This is a genomic window from Ferruginibacter profundus (assembly GCF_054783275.1).
In genome coordinates, this window is sequence record NZ_BAAGQW010000002.1 from 1565655 (window position 1) to 1588373 (window position 22719).

11 protein-coding genes are annotated in these 22719 nt (G+C 41.8%); 1 reads left to right on the forward strand and 10 read right to left on the reverse strand.

Going from position 1 to position 22719, the window contains the following annotated elements:
* Positions 1–161 precede the first annotated feature (161 nt).
* Positions 162–431, forward strand: coding sequence for a hypothetical protein (locus tag ACYVM0_RS16795; RefSeq protein WP_460558780.1), 270 nt, complete (start codon positions 162–164; stop codon positions 429–431).
* A 13-nt stretch (positions 432–444) separates the two neighbouring features.
* On the opposite strand, the gene ACYVM0_RS16800 is transcribed toward ACYVM0_RS16795, so the two are convergent.
* The 10 genes from ACYVM0_RS16800 to ACYVM0_RS16845 form a co-directional block, all read right to left on the reverse strand.
* Positions 445–1308 carry an aldose 1-epimerase family protein gene (locus ACYVM0_RS16800; protein ID WP_460558782.1) on the reverse strand — a complete coding sequence of 288 codons (864 nt, stop codon included), beginning with the start codon at positions 1306–1308 and terminating at the stop codon, positions 445–447.
* Between the two features lie 573 nt (positions 1309–1881).
* Positions 1882–2271: a VOC family protein gene (locus ACYVM0_RS16805; RefSeq protein ID WP_460558784.1), complete on the reverse strand. Its 390-nt coding sequence runs from the start codon at positions 2269–2271 to the stop codon at positions 1882–1884.
* A gap of 72 nt (positions 2272–2343) precedes the next feature.
* Positions 2344–2916, reverse strand: coding sequence for a hypothetical protein (locus ACYVM0_RS16810; RefSeq protein ID WP_460558786.1), 573 nt, complete (start codon positions 2914–2916; stop codon positions 2344–2346).
* Between the two features lie 155 nt (positions 2917–3071).
* Positions 3072–6473, reverse strand: a complete 3402-nt coding sequence (locus tag ACYVM0_RS16815) for a methylmalonyl-CoA mutase family protein (protein ID WP_460558788.1) — start codon at positions 6471–6473, stop codon at positions 3072–3074.
* A 155-nt stretch (positions 6474–6628) separates the two neighbouring features.
* Entirely contained in the window at positions 6629–7486 is an 858-nt protein-coding gene (locus ACYVM0_RS16820; RefSeq protein ID WP_460558790.1) for a hypothetical protein, read from the reverse strand.
* 8 nt (positions 7487–7494) lie between these two features.
* The gene (gene rsmA, locus ACYVM0_RS16825) at positions 7495–8247 is read right to left on the reverse strand and encodes a ribosomal RNA small subunit methyltransferase A (RefSeq protein WP_460558792.1); all 753 of its coding nucleotides are present in this window, start codon (positions 8245–8247) and stop codon (positions 7495–7497) included.
* A gap of 63 nt (positions 8248–8310) precedes the next feature.
* Positions 8311–12651 carry a T9SS type A sorting domain-containing protein gene (locus ACYVM0_RS16830; protein ID WP_460558794.1) on the reverse strand — a complete coding sequence of 1447 codons (4341 nt, stop codon included), beginning with the start codon at positions 12649–12651 and terminating at the stop codon, positions 8311–8313.
* Positions 12652–12729: 78 nt separating this feature from the next.
* Positions 12730–14904: a metallophosphoesterase gene (locus tag ACYVM0_RS16835; protein WP_460558796.1), complete on the reverse strand. Its 2175-nt coding sequence runs from the start codon at positions 14902–14904 to the stop codon at positions 12730–12732.
* 184 nt (positions 14905–15088) lie between these two features.
* A complete protein-coding gene (locus ACYVM0_RS16840) occupies positions 15089–16927 on the reverse strand; it encodes a cytochrome c peroxidase (RefSeq protein ID WP_460558798.1) in 1839 nt (612 codons plus the stop codon).
* 126 nt (positions 16928–17053) lie between these two features.
* Positions 17054–22705, reverse strand: coding sequence for a T9SS type A sorting domain-containing protein (locus tag ACYVM0_RS16845; protein WP_460558800.1), 5652 nt, complete (start codon positions 22703–22705; stop codon positions 17054–17056).
* Positions 22706–22719: the final 14 nt, after the last annotated feature.

Consider the following 22719-nt stretch of genomic DNA (forward strand, 5'->3'; position numbering starts at 1 on the left):
AGCACGAACTGCAGGTTGCAGTTCACTCCTTAAAATCTGCAGTTCACTCAAAAAGAAAATAAATTACGTGACTGCAGTAATATCTTACATATTGCCGGTATTTTTTGTAGCGCTGCATTAAATGCCGGTTTTAATTTTAGTAATCAAAACCTTGTACAACAATGAATCAATTTCTGATACATGAAGCAGCAACAGCTCCTTTGCCTGTAAAAAACGGTGTTGAGATCCTTGTTTTTAAAACCAATCTTACCGATACCAAACGCATCAGCGATGTAGAATCGCTATTGGATATTCATCCGCATATTGTACAATGGAATGTAGACCTGGATGACTGCGATAATGTGTTGCGCATTGTAAGCAGAAATATGGCCGCACAGGAAGTGGAAAATATGTTGCTGAACGCAGGGTATTATTGCGAGGAGCTGCAGTAATTGCTACACGTTATTAAAAACACTCCACACTCCAGCTTCTTTGCCAGCGGGCATTTGCAGCTAATACATTTATCCCTTCTTTATTTTTCAGTTGCTGATCATGCGTAACGCTGTCTGCAATACCACACCAGGGTTCTAAACACACAAAGGGCGCATCTTTTGCCGCCCATATACCAAAGAAAGAAAAATCGGCAAATTTAAAATGAATGCCATGATTATGTTTGGTTGACCCCAATGTGAGCTGGTTTGTTTGCATATGTTTCAATACTATCGCATCTTCATAAAATAAAGAAGCGTGCAATGGCAAAGTATTGCCAGTTAAAGGCAAAGGTTCAGGTGCTGCAATTAATCCATTTTCTAATTTCCAGCGTTGTAATTTTTCTGCCGCATTAAATTGCAGATAGTAATCGGTGTACACAGTATCTTTTGCAAAGGGCACTGCAAATGCAGGATGAGCACCAACGGAAAACAACAGTTCGTCTTTGGCAGGGTTATATACTTCGTAAGTGCAGGAAAGTGTTGCTCCATGTAAACGATACCGCAATGTAAGCAGGAATTGAAAAGGATACACCGTAAGTGTTTGCTCATCTTGCGTAAGCGTAAATACTGCTTCTGTCGCACTTATTTTTTCTGCTGTAAAAGTTTTATCTCTTGCAAAACCATGCCTGGGTAATTGGTAAGCAGTATCATTAAAATAATAGGTATCATTTTTTAAGCCGCCCACAATGGGAAATAGTACCGGACTGAATTTTCCCCAATAAGCAGCATCACCGCTCCACATATGTTCTATTCCGGTGGTGGTATTCACCAGGCTTTGCAGTTCGGCACCCTTAGGCGCAATGGCGGCACGGAGTATTTCGTTTTCTAAAATTATCATGCTGCAAAATAAATTATTGCCCGCTGATTCCGCCAATTGCGCAGAAAGAATTTAAGCCACGGATACTTCGGCAAGCTCAGTACACGGATTTTCACGGATTGAAGACTACAGATCATTTTTCGTAAAACTCTATTGGTAAATCAGCAGGGTTAGTAATGAAGGTAATTTTTTTGCCCGCTGATTCCGCCAATTGCGCAGAAAGAATTTAAGCCACGGATACTTCGGCAAGCTCAGTACACGGATTTTCACGGATTGAAGACTACAGATCATTTTTCGTAAAACTCTATTGGTAAATCATCGGGGCCTGCAATGAAGGTAATTTTTTTGCCCGCTGATTCCGCCAATTGCGCAGAAAGAATTTAAGCCACGGATACTTCAGCAAGCGCAGTACACGGATTTTCACGGATTAAAAACAGCGGATCATTTTTCGTAAACTCTATTGGTAAATCAGCAGGTTTAGTAATGAAGGTGAATTTTTTGCCCGGTGATTCCGCCAATTGCGCAGAAAGAATTTAAGCCACGGATACTTCGGCAAGCTCAGTACACGGATTTTCACGGATTAAAAACAGCGGATCATTTTTCGTAAAACTCTATTGGTAAATCATCGGGGTCTGCTATAAAGGTAAATTTTTTGCCCGTAAATTCATCAATGCGTACGGGTTCAATTGCAACCCGATGTTTATTCAATTCAGCAACAGTGGCATCCATATCATTTACTTCAAAAGCAATATGCCTAAGCCCCGTTGCTTCCGGCCGGGTTGGCCGTGATGGCGGATCAGGAAAAGAGAATAATTCAATAACATATTGTCCGTTTAAAGAAAGATCTGCTTTATAGGAATCTCTTTCTTTACGATAAATTTCCTGCACCACGGTAAAGCCTAGTATTTCGGTATAAAATTTCATGGATATAGCATAATCTTTACAGATGATGGCGATATGATGAATGTGATTAAGTTGGAGCATCTTAAAATAAAAATATGTATAAAAAAAAGTCTCCTGCAAAATTACAGGAGACTTTATGAGAAAAACCATTAGTTACATTTTTTTAGGTGGCCCCAGCTTCTGGGTCTTTTCATCCAGTACCACCGCTTTTCCATTTACTATTTTACAATCATCCACCACGCCCAGTGAATCCACATTTCCTTTTTTATCGGTATGGTATTCTTTATACCACAGCGTTACCCATTCGTCTTTTTTATCGGCAGATATTACAGATTCCCAGTCCTGCATTTTTATAGTTACAGCACTGTACATTGCTCTTTGCTGTGCAAAAGATGCTTTCAGGCTATCCTTACTCAGTCTTGTCTGGTAATTATCAAACCCTACCCTCACAGTGTCGCCAAATGCATCCATGCAGGTATTTATGTCGCCATTTTCAAATGCTTTTAATCCTTTCATTACAGTGAGGGCATGTTGTGGATCGCCTGGTTGCCAGTTCTGATAGGGCTGTTCCAGTTTATAGGGCATTTCCGGAATGGCTTTACTGTCCATCATTTTTGCATCCGCCATTTTTGTGCTGTCGCCACCCGGTTTGGCATCTTTTGATTCATTGTTGGTACAACTAACTACAAACAATGCCGTGCAGGCGATAAAAAGAATTTTTTTCATGTGAAAGTTTTTGTTTTAAATAAATGATTAAAGAATTACGTACAAAGAAGTGATGACTTTCAGAGGGAAGAATAAGCAGTTGGTGAATATGGCGTAAAAGATACTCACTTGCATTGTAAAATGCAAGCAGAAAGTATAATTTTAAATGAAATGGCTTACATATTTCTCCTGTACTGCCCGCCTACTGCATACAATGCATTGGTAATTTGGCCTAAAGAACAGTACTTCACGGTTTCCATTAATTCTTCAAATAAATTGCCATTGGCTACTGCAACAGCCTGCAGTTTTTTTAGCCGGCTGGCCGATTCCCGGGCATGCCTTGCATGAAACGCTGCCAATGTTTTTATCTGGAATTCTTTTTCCTCCGTTGTACTACGGATAACTTCGGTAGGTAAAATTGTTGGAGAACCGTTTTTATTTAAGAAGGTATTTACCCCTACAATCGGGTATTCACCGGTGTGTTTTAATGTTTCGTAATGCAAACTTTCTTCCTGTATCTTATTGCGCTGGTACATTCTTTCCATAGCGCCCAATACACCACCACGTTCGGTAATACGGTTGAATTCAGTCATCACTGCATCTTCCACCAGGTCGGTTAATTCTTCTATTAAAAAAGCACCCTGGTTAGGGTTTTCGTTTTTGGCGGTTCCTAATTCCCTGTTAATAATCAATTGTATGGCCATGGCACGGCGTACGCTTTCTTCAGTTGGCGTAGTTATCGCCTCATCGTAAGCGTTAGTATGCAAACTATTACAGTTATCGTAGATAGCATACAGTGCCTGCAATGTTGTTCTGATATCATTAAAATCAATTTCCTGCGCATGTAAAGACCTGCCGGATGTTTGTATATGGTATTTTAATTTTTGCGAACGGTCGTTGGCTTTGTATTTATTTTTCATTGCCTTGGCCCAAATTCTCCTGGCTACTCTTCCTATCACACTATATTCAGGGTCCATACCATTACTAAAGAAGAAAGATAAGTTGGGCGCAAAATCATCAATATTCATGCCCCTGCTTAAGTAATATTCCACGTAAGTAAAACCATTGGATAAAGTAAAGGCCAGTTGCGTAATAGGATTGGCTCCTGCTTCGGCAATATGATACCCGCTGATACTTACGCTGTAAAAATTCTGTACTTTATGGCTGATAAAATATTCCTGCACATCGCCCATTAATTTTAATGCAAATTCTGTAGAAAAGATACAGGTATTTTGCGCCTGGTCTTCTTTTAAAATATCTGCCTGCACGGTACCACGTACTGTTGCCAATGCCCTGGCTTTTATAGTGGCGTATACATCTTCAGGCAGCACATCAGATCCACTCAATCCCAGTAAACGTAAACCTAACCCATCATTACCTTCGGGCAGCAGGCCCTGTAAATTTCCTTTTGCCGGAATAATTTCTTTTCCATCCACACCTACATATTTGGGCAGGCTTTCAATAGTGTATTTTGCTTCTATGGCTTTATTAACGGCTTCCCTTAAATTATTATCTACAATGTATTTTTCGCATTGCTGATCAATAGCGGCATTCATAAAAAATGCCAGCAGTATAGGTGCAGGCCCGTTAATGGTCATGCTTACAGATGTTTTAGGATCGCAAAGATCAAAACCGCTGTACAGTTTTTTAGCATCATCTACCGTTGCTATACTTACACCACTGTTGCCCACTTTACCATAAATATCCGGACGATGGCCCGGATCTTCTCCATATAAAGTAACCGAATCAAATGCTGTAGATAAACGCTTTGCCGGCTGGCCAATACTTACATAATGAAAACGCCGGTTGGTTCTTTCCGGCCCGCCTTCTCCGGCAAACATTCTTGTAGGATCTTCACCTTCTCTCTTTAACGGAAATACACCTGCGGTATAAGGAAATTCTCCAGGCACATTTTCCTGCAACTGCCATTTTAAAATATCGCCCCAATCTTTGTATTTAGGTAAAATAACTTTGGGTATTACGGTACCTGATAAACTTTTATAGGTAAGCGGTTGCTTAATAACTTTATCCCGAACCTTAAATTCGTAAAATTCTTTTTCATAGCGTTCCAATACAGCAGGCCAGTGCTCAATTAATTTTTTACATTCGGGATGTAGTTGCTCTTCAAAAGATTTTTTTATTTTATTCAGCTCTTCCTTCACCACCGCCGGCAGGGTTGAAACCGCTGCCAGGGTTCCTTGAACCTGGTATAATTTAGTTGCAATTACACATTGTTCGTTTGTCCACGTATCATACGCCGCAATGGTTTCAGCAATCTCGGCCAGGTATCGCACTCTCTTTGGCGGAATAATAGTGGATTGGCTTACCGTGTCTTTTACATGTGCATGATGGGTTATCTCTCCTTGAAATTTTACACCGGTCTTTTCTGCTACTTTTTCCATCAGCCTTTCAAACAATTCGTTTACACCGGTATCATTAAATTGTGCAGCAATGGTTCCAACAATAGGTAACTCTTCGTCTTTTGCCGTCCATAAATTATGGTTGCGTTTATATTGCTTGCGCACATCATGCAGGGCATCCAATGCGCCTGCTTTGTCAAATTTATTTACACAAACCACATCGGCATAATCCAGCATATTTATTTTTTCCAGCTGGCTTGCGGCGCCATATTCCGGCGTCATCACATACATGCTTACATCGCAGTAATCTAAAATGCTGGCATCACTTTGCCCCACGCCGGCACTTTCTAAAATTATAAAATCATAACCCGCTGCTTTGCAGATGTCGATGGCTTCCTGCACATATTTGCTCAATGCTTTTTCACTTTCTCTTGTAGCCAGGCTTCGCATGTAGGCACGGGGAGAAGAAATAGCATTCATTCTTATTCTGTCACCTAATAATGCGCCCCCGGTTTTTTTCTTGGACGGATCTACAGATATTACAGCAATGGTTTTATCGGTATACCCGTTAAGAAATCTTCTTACAATTTCATCGGTAACAGAAGATTTCCCTGCACCGCCGGTTCCGGTAATACCTAACGCAGGTATCGTTTTGTTCAAGGGGTCTGACGGCTTGGAGCCGTCTGACCCCTTAAGACCATTCTCTACATTCGTTATCTGCCTTGCAATTTTTCTTACATCATTTACTTCGCCCAATGTCATTGCCATGGGATAATCGCCGCTGCCGTTCAACGAATAGTCGCAACTCATTATCACATCTTCAATCATACCTTCCAATCCCATCTTCCGGCCATCATCAGGACTATAGATTTTTGTGATGCCGTAATTGTGTAACTCTTCTATTTCTGAAGGAAGAATAGTACCACCGCCACCACCAAAAATTTTAATGTGGCCGCAACCATTTTGTTCCAGTAAATCTTTCATGTATTTAAAAAACTCCACATGCCCGCCCTGGTAACTGGTAATGGCAATACCCTGCACATCTTCTTCAATTGCACATTCCACAATTTCATGCACACTGCGGTTGTGGCCCAGGTGAATGATCTCGGCACCTTTGGATTGCATAATACGGCGCATGATATTAATAGCAGCATCATGGCCATCAAATAAACTGGCGGCTGTTACAATACGAACTTTATTCTTTAATGTAAGACTCATAAAATGATTTCGATTACGTAAGTAAACCACTAATGCGCTAAGAAGAATACGATTCACGAATAGATCTTCATTTCCTTCTTGTTGCCTTGTGCCCTTCTGCCTTAGTGATTCATCTACAAATTTACCAGCAAAACACCTAACAAAAATAACAGTTGTTAGTTTTTAGATGAATGAGGGGTAAAAGCAAAAAGTTTTGGTAAATCAAACAACAAACCGCCTGAAAGATTGAATGCCCTTGCATCTACAAAGCGGCGGCTTACTAAAAATGCAAAACCGAGCTGAAATTCTACTTGCAGGCCGGGTATTTTTTTAAACCCAAAGGTATTTATAACTGCTGGTTCCCAAAAAACACGGGGACTGTAATTAAGGCTATCTAATTTGTAATTATCCAATTCGGCAGCGGTATAATTGGTACTGATGTTTTTAAAATAAACCGCAGTTAGCCGTGATGAAAAAGTAGCCGCAAAATTCTTTTTGCCCCTTACTGTAAAAGCCGGCTGAATAAAAATTTTAGTCACATTCATTTGGTGGTACCTGTTGCGGTATACCCTGTTGGGGTCTTTACCATCATCTGTAAAACCGGATCTTCCAAAACCCAGCCCGGCAAAAACCTGGAAGACAGATTGTTTATTTTTCAGCAGGTGAAAATATCCTGCACCAATTTCAGTAAGGGTTCTTTTATAATTGATGACCACACTATCCCTTATGCCGGTATCAAAATCGCCGGTATTTCTTTCGGTACGCTGAAGGTAATTTACCAGCATTGCCCAATGATTGGTGATTGCATAGGCCGCCTGTAAATCGTAGCCATGGGCTTTTGCTTTTACAGGTACACTATCTTTTATAGTGTTATCCGAAAGATTGAAAGAATAATTTGCGGCCAGTTTACTATCGCCTTTTTTTACAAACACGGGTACATTATGTGCCCCCGGGCTGTACACATAACGGGGCGTATAGCAGGAAAAAAGTAATACGCAAAAAGCAATAAGCAATAAAGCATATGCAGTTTTCATATTTTTAATCAACTCATTTTAAAAGTAAGTGCTGCAAAATCCTCAATGCTTAATGCTTCGGCACGTTTATTAAAAATATCATCCTGCAGGGCTTCGGCAGTAAATAAACTTTTTACGGCGTTGCGTAGTGTTTTACGGCGTTGGTTAAAAGCTGTTTTCACCAATACCCAATATGCCCTGTCGCTTTTTACGTTCAATGGTTCAGTTCTTCTTATTAATCTTATTACACCGCTCTGTACTTTTGGTGGCGGGTTAAAACACTCGTTACCTACATCAAATAAATATTCCACATTGTAATAGGCCTGCACCAATGCACTTAATACTCCATATACTTTACTGCCTTCTTTTGATGCAGCTCTTTCTGCCACTTCTTTCTGAAACATCCCTATCACACAGGGCACATCATCTTTCCACTCCAGTATCTTAAATAAAATTTGTGTTGAAATATTATAAGGAAAATTGCCAATTACGGTAAAGGGTTCGTCAAATGGTCTGGCAATGTCTAAAAAACTTTCGTGAATGATTTTATCTTTTAAAACAGGATATTTTTGAAAAAGATAATTCACTTTTTCCTCATCTAATTCCACTGCCTTAAAATTAATACCGGGCAGCTCTATCAAATACCTGGTTAAGGCACCGGCACCCGGACCAACTTCCAGTAAATTGGTAAAGGTTTGTTGTTTAACCACATCAATAATTTTCTGAATAACCTGCTCGTCTTTTAAAAAATGTTGCCCCAGCGATTTTTTGAGTGTGTACATGCAACAAAAGTAATATAAAAAAGCCCCCCTTTACGGGAGGCTCGCCAAAACTATCAGAAGCACCTATTTAGTCAATATTAATTTATGGCTGATCACTTCGCCATTAAGCCATACCTGCAGTGTATATACTCCTGCGCCGTAAGTGGCAAGATCATTAATTAGTATGGTGTTCAATCCTTTTGAAGCATTGCTTTTTTGTAATAAGATGACTTTACCGATATCATTTACCAACCGCAGACTTATCGTTGATGCCTTGTCTGTAAAAAATCTTATCGCCACATAGTCTTTAGCAGGGTTTGGCATAATAGTAACCGGCGATGCCGACCTGTCTCTTCGTACCACTAATGTGTTACTGTATTTAACCTCCCCGTTTTTACCCACTACTTTAAGCCTGTAATAAAGAATATCGCCGGTAATATTGCTGGTATTATCGATCATACCAAAGCTTTGTTGCTCATTTAATTTTACAGGGTCTGTTACCATTCCTGCAAAGGCATAGATGCTGTTATCAGTACTTCGTTCTATTTCAAAATGATCGATATCAATTGGTGTGATGATCGTCCAGTTTAATAACACCTGTGTATTTTGATGTGTACCGGTAAAGCTGATGATCTGAACAGGAAGTACCACACCCACATAACGCCAGTCACGGTTTATTTGCCCGGCCGTTTTCTTTTGCACCGTTGTTCTGCTGCCCGGTGTAGCATCACCAATAAGACTTCCCCCGTTGCCCATCCGGTAAGAAGTACCCTTTACATTGGTAACAGAGTTTAAAGAATCAAAACGATCGTCTAATCCATCGCCATCAGTATCCATGCCGGTTAATGTTACCAGGTCGTCGGCAACTCCGTTCAGGTTAAAGTCATTACCTTCCACAATATCTAACTGTCCGTCACCATCCGTATCCAGGTCCCTGTAATCCGGTATACCATCACCATCATGATCGTATACAAAAATACCGGAGCCGCCAAAGCCCGCCACATTATCATAAGTATTGACTAATCCATCTCCATCCGTATCTGTTGTTACAGGTAATAAATATCCTGCGGTTGACATACCCTCTATATTATCCGGAATACCATCATCATCTGAATCAATATCCAGGTAATCGGGATTGCCCACGCCATCTGTGTTTCTTAAATTTAATGCCCCCATTGCAGCAATAGTAGTTGACCATCCGTTGGTGCCAATTACGCCATCCGCTTTACCATCAAAATTGGCGTCCGGTAAACCGGCTTCAATTACATCAACAATACCATCGCCATCACTATCAATATCGTAGGCATTGGGCCTGAAATCCCTGTCGAGGTTTTTATTAGGGTAATTATCTGCACGGCCATCTACCGGAGAAACATCAACTCCTGTTTTTAATAATGCCGTTGCATTAATATAACTATCACTGATACCATCACTGTTAGCATCGGCAAAGCCATCGATCAGGCCGTTGTTGTTGCTATCTGTACCACCGGCTTCCACCAGGTCGGGTATACCATCATTATCACTGTCGGTATCTAAATAATTCGGAATGCCGTCTCCGTCAAAATCCTGTGCACCAAGGCCAACATTTGATCCGTTAACACCCGTGTTATTCGCATCCACATTTTGTGAGAAGCCGTCATTGTCTGTATCAACATAATTATCAATAATACCATCGCCATTGGCATCTACTCCATAAGATTCCACGGTATCGGGTATGCCATCATTGTCACTGTCTAAATCATATTGATTAGGAATACCGTCCAGATCCTTATCCGCATTATCGTTTACACCATCACCGTTAGTATCCACAAAGCCGGGAAAATCGCTGTCGTAAAAATTAGGAATACCATCGTTATCAGAATCGGCACCGTAGTCAAAATTATCATTTACATTATCAAAATTATGATCTACATAACCGGGATAAGTTGGGTCGTTCCAGTTAGGGATACCATTTCCATTGGCATCCTGCAAAGCAACCGGGTTATTAAATTCCACATAATCCGGTATACCATCATTATCATCATCAATATCGGGGCAGCTGGTAATGATAACGGTAAATCTTGCCGTATCAGAACAACCTGCGCCATTGGAAAAATAAGCCCAGTATACTCCCGGTACACTTACCGGGGTAAATTGATTATAAATATTGGCAGGAATAAATGGTTGTGCAGAATAGAAAGTATAGCCTGCGTATTTAGCATAAGGTAATGCCACCGTAAAGGTATTACATTGGTTTACCAGCACAGTATCTTTTGGTGAGAAGCAGGTACCTGTAACGGTATTGGTAACCGGTCCTTTAACGATACATCCTGAAGTGTTTACCCCACTTGAATCGTACAGTACGGCTAAAGATGTTTTGCCTTTATAATCAATACGGGCATTGTTTTGTACAGGGCCTGCACACGATAATACATCGCAGGATGACGCCGTGGTAACATCAAACTGTACGGTACCACTAACGCCGCTGCCAACATTACCTCCGTTTACCGCATTAGCGCCAACGCCTATACGAAAAAGAATTTTATTGCCTGCAAAATTATATTCTGCCTGGTCATCTGCGGCTGCATCCGTTTTGGCAACGCCGTTTATTTTTATACTTCCCGGTACAAAGGTGGTACCGCCGGGTATATTATCGGTTATTATGGTATTGGTACTGGAATCGTTCCCTACATTGCTGTAGTTGATCTGGTAACGCAGTACATCCCCGGGCACAAGCGCCCCACCATTTACATCCGTTGCCGTTTTGTCAAACGCAAAAGTTGGATTGTATTGGGAGATACCGGTTGTTAACACCTGTACAATATAGTTTTCGCTGGGTGAGGCAAAGCGAACGGTTGCTGCGCTTTTACTATTGCCTAATTGCGCATTAAGTGTGTTGGGCAGATCGAGTATGGTGGCATCGTACCCCAATGTATTTTGAAAAGATGGATTGCGGGTGGTAACCACAGCGCCTTTATACGATATCACACTATTCCACATATCGTTAAGGTTGGCTAATGTATTTGGTGTAAGATTATAAAATGCTGCCGCTCCCGATTGCTTGAATAAGAAAGAATCCTTGGACGTTCTGTCACCATCATATACCACGGCACCTAATTCACAACTTACCGGGCCTCCCGGTGGTGTAAGAAAGCCAGAAATTGCAACGTCTGCCGGCGGACTACCGCTTTTTACAATAGCACAACCATCAAATACCGTAAGGTTTCTTGGCGGCAATGACGGGTTAGCATACACGACAACGATCGTCCAGCCGCCATAGGCATCGCCAATACCTAATGCCGGCAATACATTACCCACGGTAAAAGTACCATTGGGGTTAGTGAGGTTGAGCATTGAAGTGATATCAAAAAAGCATTGGTATCCCGTATGGGCATAACCGGAAATTAAAGTATTGTTCCAGTAATCGGTTTTTGATGAGGTAATAGTTGTATAATTAGCTGCACCAGGTACTTTTAATTTACAGGTAGTTTCTGCTCCTGTCATCCATGCTGTGTTGGCGCCACCACTACCCTGCCCTGCACCCCAGTATAAACCGGCAAAAAGTACGTTGGAACAACCGGGTAAACCAAGATTGGCAGAAGAAGAATTATAGGTACCATTGTTATCCAATCCTATAATGTCCATATCGAAAGACATATCAGAAGCCGTAGCCACATTTAAATGTACTTCTACAGCAATGGTATTAACACCAGCTGTAAAAACCGACGGGCTTAAATTAACCGTTACATTTTCTGTAGCACCCACTGCAATATTGGTAGATGCCAGTGTGGCATAAGTGACCGTACCTGTAGGCATATTATTTCTTACCTGTTCCACTCCGTTTACATACACTACAATACCATCATCTCTTTTTAAGTCCATTTGAATAGCATAAAAAGTAGTGGATAATTCTGTTGCGGTAAAGTTTACTGTATTGCGAAAATAGTAGGCCGTACGTTTTGATCCTGCACCTGGTGTACATACTGGTGTTATACCACTTGGTATACAGGTGGTTTGTGTAGCATTGTATCCATATTTGCCGGCGCCGTTTACAGGAGAAGCTCCCGTATTCCATCCTGCAGGTAATGTATAGGATGATTGTTTCCAGGTATTGCCTGAGCCATCATTGGCAGGTGCAGTAGTACCGGAAAAATAATTCCATACACTGCCAAAAGCCAGCTTTGTGGTAGGCGCAGGATTATCAATATCAATATTAATAGCAGTGCTGCCATTATTTGTAGTAGAGCCGGCAGGAGGCACTTCTCCGGTGCCAGGCGAACCACTTCCTATACCGTTTGTAGAAACGATACTATTGGATACATATACTATACTGCCCCTTGAAGAAGCATTATAGTACCGGGGCGCAAAAGCCCTTAGTACCTGTGCATTGCTTTCAAAAAGGTGAAAGGCAACGACAGCAATGATCGTTAGTAAAACTTTTTTCATACGGATTGGGATTAAATATTTTCATAGGTATTAAAACTTAATATTTTTATCTGACTATCTTTTTTTTCTTCATCAATTTTATTGCACTATTATTTTGTTGCTTATTCTTTCTCCTGCCGAATTGGTAAGGGTGAGAATATAAGCGCCGTTCTTTAACCGGAGCGCCTGTGTATTGTTGCCCACAGCCACACCAAATTCTTTTGCCAGTACTTCTTTGCCCGACATATCAATTACTCTTAAAGCCAGCGCATCATTTTTAATGCTGCTTATCATTAACATAACCGCTCCATTGGATTGATTGATGGCAATACAACTGAAGGGTTTGTTATTTTTATAATTTATTTTCTTTGTTTCAAAGAAGGTTCTTTTACCATCGAAATTGGTTTGCGATAATCGATAGTAATTAACACCTTCTGCAGGAGCAAGGTCTACCATATGGTAGGCTTTATAACTATTGGAATTACCGGCTGCATTTACATTGCCCAGCGGCAGAAAGTTCATACCATCTGTTGAGTGCTCGATGGTGAAATATTTATTATCCTGCTCCACATCTGTTGACCAGTCGAGCAATACTTTATTATTATCTAAGGCAGCGGTAAAAGAATTTACCAGGATAGGTAACACCACTGCATTTACCGTTACCCTGAAAGTGTCCTGCAGATCGCTGTAATCATCGGCCACTATATAATCAAATGTGCCGGTAGCTGTTGGTGTTGCGCTGATTGACCGTGTGGTTTGTGCTACTGCCGATCCGCCATTAAGCGGCACTGTCCAGTTATAGCTGCCCGGCCAGGAAGCATCAAATGTTAAAGATTGCCCGATAGTAATAGAATAATTCGTTCTTTTCTTTACGTCTTTAAAAATGGTAAACTGGTCTCTTATTACTGGTGTTGGAGCTGTTGTGTAAGAAATAAATTTGGCATCCAAACGGTTATTGTCCACTTCAAAATAAAAACAACCGCCATTGGTGGCATTGGAATAATACATACAATCTTGCGGGTATCCTGTTGATGTGCCTCCAATCTGCCCGGCTGATCCGGAAACCGTGTATACTGTACCGTGATTATACTTTCCTGAGTTATAGGTAAACGCTTTATAATTACCCGTTGCCCCATCATACAATCCATTTTGTGTATTTCCTGTAGCGGTATGCGTTGCTGCATTAAAGTTAGCATCCAGCAATGGCGATGCATACGTATTATAAAACCCTTTTAATAAGTAACTCCTTTCGTATCCATGTGCATGGCCGCATAAAACCAGGTCCACACCATTACGTTCCAGTATGCGGATAAATTTTTCTCTTACTGCCACCAGGTCTGTTTCGCTATCGGAAGTATGACTGGTTTTGGTGTAGGGTGGATGATGAAAATAAGCAACCGTCCATTTTTGTGTATTGGCTGCAAGGTCGGCCTTTAACCAGGTTGCCTGGGCTCCTGTGGTATCGTACAATAAATTACCACCATCTTTGCCGTATGAATCCAGCGAAATAAAATGTACGCCACCTACATTAAAGGAATAATAGTTTTTTACACCAGAAGGCACTCCGCCGATTTCGCCACCCATGGGAGTGGTGAAATTTAAATGATAAGGCATACTGTTGGCAGGTGTAGAACCAGTTTTGGTATTATTGGCGGTACTATTACCATAATCGTGGTTACCGGGTGCAGGATACAGCTTGTTATACTTTAACAGGTCATCCTTATAAATATCAAAAAAATTAGTTTGAAATTCAGCATCCAGTCCTGTGGTGTAGGCATTATCGCCCAGTAATATCATGGCATCAATATCATTGCTGCCGATATAATTAATAAATGTATTTTTTACCGCCACCTGGTTAGTGGAAGCATTACCACAATCACCAATAGCCACAAAGCGAAGTTTTCGTGTAGTGTTATCCGGTGGTAATGTAAGAAAATAATTAGTGCTGGTTTGTTGCAGCGTAGTGGTGGTAGACCCGATGGTATACCAGTATTTGGTATCAGCAGTTAATCCGCCGATTCTAACAATATGCTCAGTTACGGGTGTTGCAACATCCTGCGTAAATGCATTGGGATAAGAACCAAACGAAGTGCCCCAGGTAACTTTTGAGTTGGTAGCGCTGCTTGTTCTCCAGCGGATAGTAATGGAATCCTGTTTGCCTGTTTGTAAGTACGGGCCACGGGTTAAGGTTTGGGCTTGTATAAAGCCAGCTGAAATTAATAATACTGTAATAAAAAAAACTACAGTTTTCTTTTGGGTAAAATTGGTTTTCATAAATCTGGATTATAGGTTAATTTAAGCTTGCGCACAAAATTGGCCTAAGAAACATTTTTAAAATTAGAACAGTTTGTTTTCATCTCATAGCCTCGGTCTGTAGTTTTTTTTCTAAAAAACGTGTAGCTATAAAATATCTGCTGTAAATGAGTAAAATTACTAAGACAAAACACCGTAAAAATTGCTAAAAACTACTCCCGGCGGGGCTTTCAGAAATCCCTGTGGTATCGGTAAGTGTTTTTAAAAAGAGGATAATATTGGCTTTTTCGCTGCCGGAAAGCTGTAGTTTTTCGAAGGGTAATGTTTGATTGGATGGTGCAATTTTTAAGCCTTTGCCACCGCCGTTATTATAAAAATCCAGTACCTGCTCCAATGTTTTAAACACCCCATTATGCATGTAAGGTGCAGTAAGCGCAATGTTGCGTAAGGTGCTCGTTTTAAATGCATATCGATGCAAAGGCAGGTTGGTTATGGCGTACCTGCCTATGTCTTCATCCAGTTTATTTTTTGCGGGTAAATTTTTATCGGGCACTCCAATAACTTCCGTTTCAGTATAATAATAACGGGGAGGTTTTGCGCCGCTGAATAAGGGCATAAAGTGACAGGTGCCACATCTGGCTTTGCCCATAAAAAGATTAAAGCCGTCAATTTCATTTTTGTTTAAAGCTGGTTGCCCACGCATATGTTTATCAAACCTTGAGTTAAGCGCCACCAGCGTACGTTCGTAGCAGGCAATGGCATTACAGATATTCTGAGCAGCATCTGTTTTTTCTGCCCCAGGAAATGCCCTGGCGTAAACCAATACATATTCTTTTTGTGTGATGATCTTTTCTGCGGCCTGCCGGGCAGAGCCATGCATTTCTTTTGCGTTATTCAGCACCTGCATCACCTGGTCTTCCAATGAAGGGCTGCGGTTATCAAAGAATAAATTACGTTGCAAAGCAGCATTCCAGATGGTAGGCGCATTACGTGGCAAAGCGGTATGGCCATCCATGGCCACACTGGTAGAAAGCCCGTCGGTAAAGGCTTTTGCAGGGTTATGACAGGTAGCACAACTGCGTTTATTATCTACCGATAGTTGCGTATCAAAAAACAGTCTTTTTCCCAATGCTATTTTTTCCGGCGATATGGTATTGTCATCCAAGTACTTATTTACATCAAATATGCCCACATCAAAAAGTGTATTGCTTTTTTTGATACTGCTGTAAAACATAGGCGACTTGTTTTCACCCAGCCCCCTTGCCATTTTATACCTGGCAATAATTGCTGTAACAGGATTTAGGTACACCCGGATAAACTCCATCCGGTTAAAACTATTAAAATTGTTATGCTGCTGTATATAATGGAGGGCATCATTAAACAAAGCCTGAAGCTGTGCATATTCTTTTGTATCAAAATTATTTTTAAAAATGGCTGTTATTTTTTGCAGGCCGTTTAAAGCTGCACCACATTCGGGTAACCCATTGGCCGCCACCTGCGAATCGAAGCCGGCAATACCCAAAGCAGTAATGCTAAATAATTCTTCGGTAATGGCATCAAAAACAAATGCTTCGCTAAACGCATCCGATTCATTGGTTTCCTGCATTGTCCTGGTGTCAAGCAATAGCCTTGCAATGGCTTCATTTAAGGCTACAGTATTTGTTTTATTAAAAGACGGGAAAAGCATGGCCTCAATCAATTGCATGCCATTGGGTTGTTGCTGGCCCATATCCGGCTCGTCTTCTTCAAAAAATGGAACGCCGGGGCCATTGAGTTTTACTGCAAAAAAATTAAAATAATATGCAACGATGGGCTCTATTTCTTTATAGGCCAACCGGGTTTTTAAAAATTGTTGCTGCAGTTGTTTTTCGTTTCCTGTTGCTGCCAGCTGTTGCAATTGCACAATTTCATTCTCAAATTGTTTAGCCTGTTGTAAATACCATGATTTAACCGGCTCCGGCAGTACTTCTTTTTTACCTGAAAAAAAAGAAACCGCCGTAATGGAGAAAATAATTATACTGGTGATGAGTATTTTTCCGGGCATACCTGTTATATGAACTACTAAATTAGTAAAACAATTGCAGGCATTATAATATCAGCTTGCAGGATGAATTAAAAAAGGCTGCCTTTTTTAAAGGCAGCCTGTAAAATTTATACTTCAGCAATGATATTATCTTTCCAGTATCAGCTTATGTGTTACCATTTCGTTGTTCACAAATACCTGCAGTGTGTACACCCCTGCACTGTATTTGGCCAGGTTATTCAGCTGCAGCACATTGTTTCCCTTGCCTGCTCTTTGTTTTTGTATCAATACTGTTTTACCTAAGTTATCTACCAGCCTGATGGTTACTTCCGATTCTTTTTCTGCAAAGAATTTTACCGAAACATAATCATTGGCCGGGTTAGGCATAATAGCTACCGGTGTTTTAACCAGGCTTTTTCTTACTACTAATACGTTACTGTATTTTATTTCGCCTGCTTTACCTACTACTTTAAGCCTGTAGTAAATAATATCGCTGTTTATACCTGCAATATCATCTGTTGAACCAAAGCTTTGCGGCTCATTTAATTTCACCGCATCTGAAACCGTACCTACTTTTATGTAAGCAGTATTATCCAGGCTTCGTTCAATTTCAAAATGATCTACTTCTTTAGTTGTCAGTATCGTCCAGCTTAATAATACCTGTGTATTCAACGTTGATCCTGTAAAGCCAAGGAACTGAACCGGCAATACCGAACCTACAAAACGCCAGTCACGGTCTATTTGTCCCGGAGTTTTCTTTTGCACTGTAGTTCTGGAGCCTGGTGCCGGGTCGCCCACCAAACTACCACTATTACCCATCATGTAAGATGTACCTTTTAAGTTGGTAACAGAGTTCAGTGAGTCAAAACGGTTATCCAAACCATCGCCATCAGTGTCTAAACCGGTGAGTGTTACCAGGTCATCTGCTTTTCCATTCAGGTTAAAGTCGTTACCTTCTGCAATATCCGGTTGTCCGTCACCGTCAGTATCAAGATCCCTGTAATCAGGAATACCATCGCCATCCTGGTCCCATACAAATATACCCGAGCCACCAAAGCCCACCACATTATCGTAAGTATTTACCAGGCCATCGCCATCAGTATCTGTGGTAACCGGTATTTTATATCCTGCGGTAGACTGGCCTTCTATATTATCAGGAATACCATCATCATCAGCATCAATATCCAGGTAATCGGGGTTAGCAACGCCATCTGTATTTCTTAAATTTAACGCCGCCATTGCCGATACCGTACCCGACCAGCCATTAGTACCAATTACACCATCTGCTTTACCATCCAGGTTAGCATCCGGCAAACCGGCTTCTATTACATCCACAATACCATCACCATCACTATCTATATCATAGGCATTGGGGCGTAAATCCTGGTCCAGGTTTTTATTAGGATAGCTATCTGCTTTACCATCGCCGTTGATATCGGCACCGGTTTTTAACAAGCCGCTGGCATTAATATATCCATCATGCAAACCATCGCCGTTAACATCCACAAAGCCATCGATCTTTCCATCGTTGTTGGTATCAGCACCGGCTGATTCCACTACATCAGGAATACCATCGTTATCACTATCCAGGTCAATAAAGTTAGGCACGCCATCTCCATCCAGGTCTATATTTCCTAAACCTAAACCGGTATTGTAAGCACCCGTATTATTACCATCTACATTTTGTGATAACCCATCGCCATCAGTATCGCTAAAGCCATCAATCTTGCCATCACCATTGGCATCCACTCCGTAAGCTTCCACCACATCGGGTATACCATCATTATCACTATCCAGGTCAAGCATATTTATGATACCGTCTTTGTCCGCATCAAATCGGTCATCAACTCCATCGCCATTACTATCCACACGGCCAGGGAACGTTGTATCAAGGTAATTAGGAATACCGTCGTTATCAGAATCGCCATCGGCTTGAAAATTATCGTTTATAAAATCATTATTATTATCTGTAAATCCTGCATAAGTAGGATCGTAGGCATTGATAACACCATTACTATTGGCATCGGCAAATGCCGCAGCCATAGCACTTTCCACAAAATCAGTGATACCATCTTTGTCTTTATCAATATCGCAGGAGATAAATACGGTTACGGATTGATCTGTGGTTGTATTACAGCTACCTTCTGCCCTTACATAATAGGTAGTGGTAACCAATGGTGTAACACTAAGGGTACTTCCCGTACCCACCAATGTGCCACCAGGGCTTCCGGTATACCATTTCCAGCTGGCACCGGTACCCAGGGTTCCACCTGTAATACCAAGGTTAACGGAAATACCGGGGCAAATATTATTCTTATTTTTTGTTGCCGTTGCTGCTGCAACTGAAGGCTGACTTACCGTAACCAGTTTTGTTACACCACTGGTGGTAATTGCACAAGGTGCAGTACCGTTTTCGATACGAACCCAATAAGTAGTGGTACTGGTTGGTGATACTGTAAGTGTAGAACCTGTTGCACCCACTATAGGGCTGGTGCCAATAACAGCACCTGTACCCCATTGATAGTTAGCACCGGTACCCAATGTACCGCCACCCACTGTTAATGTGGTAGAACCAGGATTACAAAAATCGAGGCCTGTTACACTGGTTGGTGCCACAGACGCCTGGTTAACGGTTATTACTTTTGTTACCCCACCCGTAGTGGCGGCACAAGGAGATGTTGTATTTTGAACCTGCACCCAATAGGTAGTAGTACTGGACGGAGATACTGTAAGCGTTGCACTGGTGGCACCCGCAATAGGATTGGTACCCACCACAGAGCCGGTACCCCACTGGTAGTTAGCTCCGGTACCCAATGTTGCGCCAACAGCTGTTAATGTAACAGAACCTGAACCGCAAAGTGTACTTGCTGTTGCCGAAACACTTGCCGGTGCAGCAGATGGCTGATTTACAGTAACCAGTTTTGTTACACCACCGGTTGTTAATGCACAAGGCGCCGTGCCATTTTCTATACGTACCCAATAAGTAGTACTACTTGTAGGCGACACTGTTAGTGTAGAAGCAGTTGCACCAACTATAGGATTTGTGCCCACAACAGAACCTGTACCCCATTGATAGTTAGCACCCGTACCCAAAGCACCTCCTGCAACGGTTAATGTAGTAGAACCCGGGTTACAAAAATCGGCTCCGCTGATACTGCCGGGAGCAACGGATGGTTGATTTACAGTAACCACTTTTGTTACACCACCGGTAGTGGCAGAACAAGGGGATGTTGTATTTTGAACCTGCACCCAATAGGTAGTAGTGCTGGTAGGCGATACTGTTAGTGTTGAACTGGTGGCACCAACAATGGGATTGGTACCAACCACAGCGCCTGTACCCCATTGGTAATTGGCACCGGTACCCAGAATCGCTCCCACAGCTGTAAGTGTGGTAGAACCCGAATTACAAATGGTGCTTGCAGTAGCTGTTACACTTGATGGTGCAGTAGAAGGTACCAAACCGTTGAGTTTGATCCCGGGAGATATATACTGACATCCTGCAATACCGATATTGCCCGATGAAGCAACTATTACACGATAGTATTTACCGGTATCAGCTGCCGCTAAAGAAGGTATGGTATAAGTTGCTGAAGTAGCGCCCGCAATATCAGTATAAGGACCTGCCAGTGCAGTAGCCACCTGCCACTGGTAAACCGGGGTACCCGAAATTGCAGTAGGGTCGCTTAATGTGGAATTGAATGTAGTGGAAGTTCCTAAACAACCGCCTGCACCACTCACATTTGCTGTAGGTGCAGCACTGCAACTACCAAACTGGATATCATCAATAGCCACATCATTACCACAACCACCGGGGCCCGCATTCACAATCTCAAGTATAAGGTTGCTGTAACCTGCCGGCAAACCAAACTTCATACCGTACTGTGTCCAGCTGGTACTTGTAATATCTGCAGTAGTAGTTTGAGTAATTACAAGGCCGGTAGTTAAGTCTCTTATTTTTATTAAAAACTTAGGATATTTAAATCCGCCCAACCCATTACAGGTTGTTTGATAAGAAGTGTTACCAATAAATGCTGCCCATAAGCTAACCGAGTATTGTTGCCCCGGGCAAGCTACCGGTAATGTATCCCTGTAAAAAATACTGGCCGACGCATCTGCGTTCACCACCATCATATTTCCATTTGCCCCGCCGGTATGATCGGTAAGACTGATCCAGTTGGAACCATCGCCATTTACAGCATTATTGGTTATACTAAACCTGTTTACCGGTAATGGCGCAGTTACTGATCCGATATAAGTTGTACTTGCCGTGTTAGGAGATGATGGAATAGCAGCTTTTAAACCTGTACCGCTGCCAAAATCCTGCGTGTACAATACATTACCTAAAACGGTACAAGGGGCCGTTACCGGGGTAAGTATAATAACAAAAGGCGTAGGCTGACTTTCGCCTACATCATCCGGTTTATCGTTCTGATTCAAATCAGGATTATTGCCGTTGGTAGAAGAGTCTCTTAACGCTGTATTATTAAAACCACCTGCAGTAGCTACAGCCTGGTTATTATATACCACACCCGACTGTATATTTGATAACCGGCAGGAAATTCTTATAGTAAAATTATTATTGGCTGTAGGATAATTGGGCAATGTTTGCGTGCCCAGTAAAAGATTAGTTACTACAGTACCATTGTATAAAGGATTTAGAGAAAGCCCCGCCGGGTTACTGGTAAACGCTGCCGTTACATTAGATACGTTACCAGCACCATTAATCAATCCCAGGTTATCCGATACCTGCACATTAGTGACCGGTACAGTACCATAGTTTCGCACATACACATCGTATACCACGTCATATTGATTAGCCGTACCTGTAGCTGTTACAGAAACCAGTTTTTTGGATGATCCTATACCGGAGTTTATCTGTGTCATATCAACAGAATATACACCTTTGTTTGATCCATAAGTATAATTAACGTAGTTGGTATCACCGGTTACGGGATCCAGGCGCCTGTAAATACATCCCGTTGCATAAGATGATATCAGGTCACCATCAGCAAAAGCCAATCCTACCAGCGCACTGGTACCTCCCGGCCGCTTGGTGGTATCAATATAAGTGGATTTAATATGGTGTGTAGGCCCGCCGTAACTACCGTAATCCGGGGTGTATAATTTATTATCAAAGTTGTAATAGATCTGGCCCGAGGGTAGCATGGTAATATCACCGCTGCCCGGGTTCCACAGCGTATCTCCGATACCACCGGGACCACTTGTAAAGTCAAGCGTATCTGCAGCATTATAAATATTGGCAGCAAAATCAATCGGCCTGAAAAAAGCCCTTGCGCATGGATTAGTTAAAGGAAATTCCAAAGTCCATCCAATACCATTATTATCAAAAGCTACACCTCCAATATCGTAAGGAAAGGAACGTAATGTGTCTAAAAAGTTTGCTGTGCCCGGTGATGAGGCCGTAGCAAAAGTAGTATCAGGTTTAAAGCGCCAGATATAGGTCCAGGTTCCGGTTGGCCTGATGTTATGTGAATAATCAGTCCACAGGTAATATAATTTCTGATCTTTCGGATTAAACGAAATACTTGCCTGGAAAATTGACCACCTGTCTGTAGTGGATGTTGGGCCAACTTTAAGCCTTGGCCTGTAAGCATTCGGGTACGACGCCCTGCTTAAACCAGCTGCAGCATAGTTAAAGAAATACATCGAGTCTGTGCCGCCCCCGCTGCCGCAATTATTTCGTCCAAGCCCTACCGGTATACCGTAGGTTGCCGGCTGGGCCAGCGCAGTTTGTGCTAAGCACACCAGGCAAATCAGAAAGAATAAAATTCTTTTCATAGTGGTATTTTTAA

Coding starts and splice junctions, on each gene's coding strand:
- ACYVM0_RS16835 (WP_460558796.1), bottom strand. CDS start 14,904: ATGAAAACCAATTTTACCCAAAAGAAAACTGTAGTTTTTTTTATTACA.
- ACYVM0_RS16830 (WP_460558794.1), bottom strand. CDS start 12,651: ATGAAAAAAGTTTTACTAACGATCATTGCTGTCGTTGCCTTTCACCTT.
- ACYVM0_RS16815 (WP_460558788.1), bottom strand. CDS start 6,473: ATGAGTCTTACATTAAAGAATAAAGTTCGTATTGTAACAGCCGCCAGT.
- ACYVM0_RS16810 (WP_460558786.1), bottom strand. CDS start 2,916: ATGAAAAAAATTCTTTTTATCGCCTGCACGGCATTGTTTGTAGTTAGT.
- ACYVM0_RS16840 (WP_460558798.1), bottom strand. CDS start 16,927: ATGCCCGGAAAAATACTCATCACCAGTATAATTATTTTCTCCATTACG.
- ACYVM0_RS16845 (WP_460558800.1), bottom strand. CDS start 22,705: ATGAAAAGAATTTTATTCTTTCTGATTTGCCTGGTGTGCTTAGCACAA.
- ACYVM0_RS16805 (WP_460558784.1), bottom strand. CDS start 2,271: ATGCTCCAACTTAATCACATTCATCATATCGCCATCATCTGTAAAGAT.
- ACYVM0_RS16800 (WP_460558782.1), bottom strand. CDS start 1,308: ATGATAATTTTAGAAAACGAAATACTCCGTGCCGCCATTGCGCCTAAG.
- rsmA (WP_460558792.1), bottom strand. CDS start 8,247: ATGTACACACTCAAAAAATCGCTGGGGCAACATTTTTTAAAAGACGAG.
- ACYVM0_RS16795 (WP_460558780.1), top strand. CDS start 162: ATGAATCAATTTCTGATACATGAAGCAGCAACAGCTCCTTTGCCTGTA.
- ACYVM0_RS16820 (WP_460558790.1), bottom strand. CDS start 7,486: ATGAAAACTGCATATGCTTTATTGCTTATTGCTTTTTGCGTATTACTT.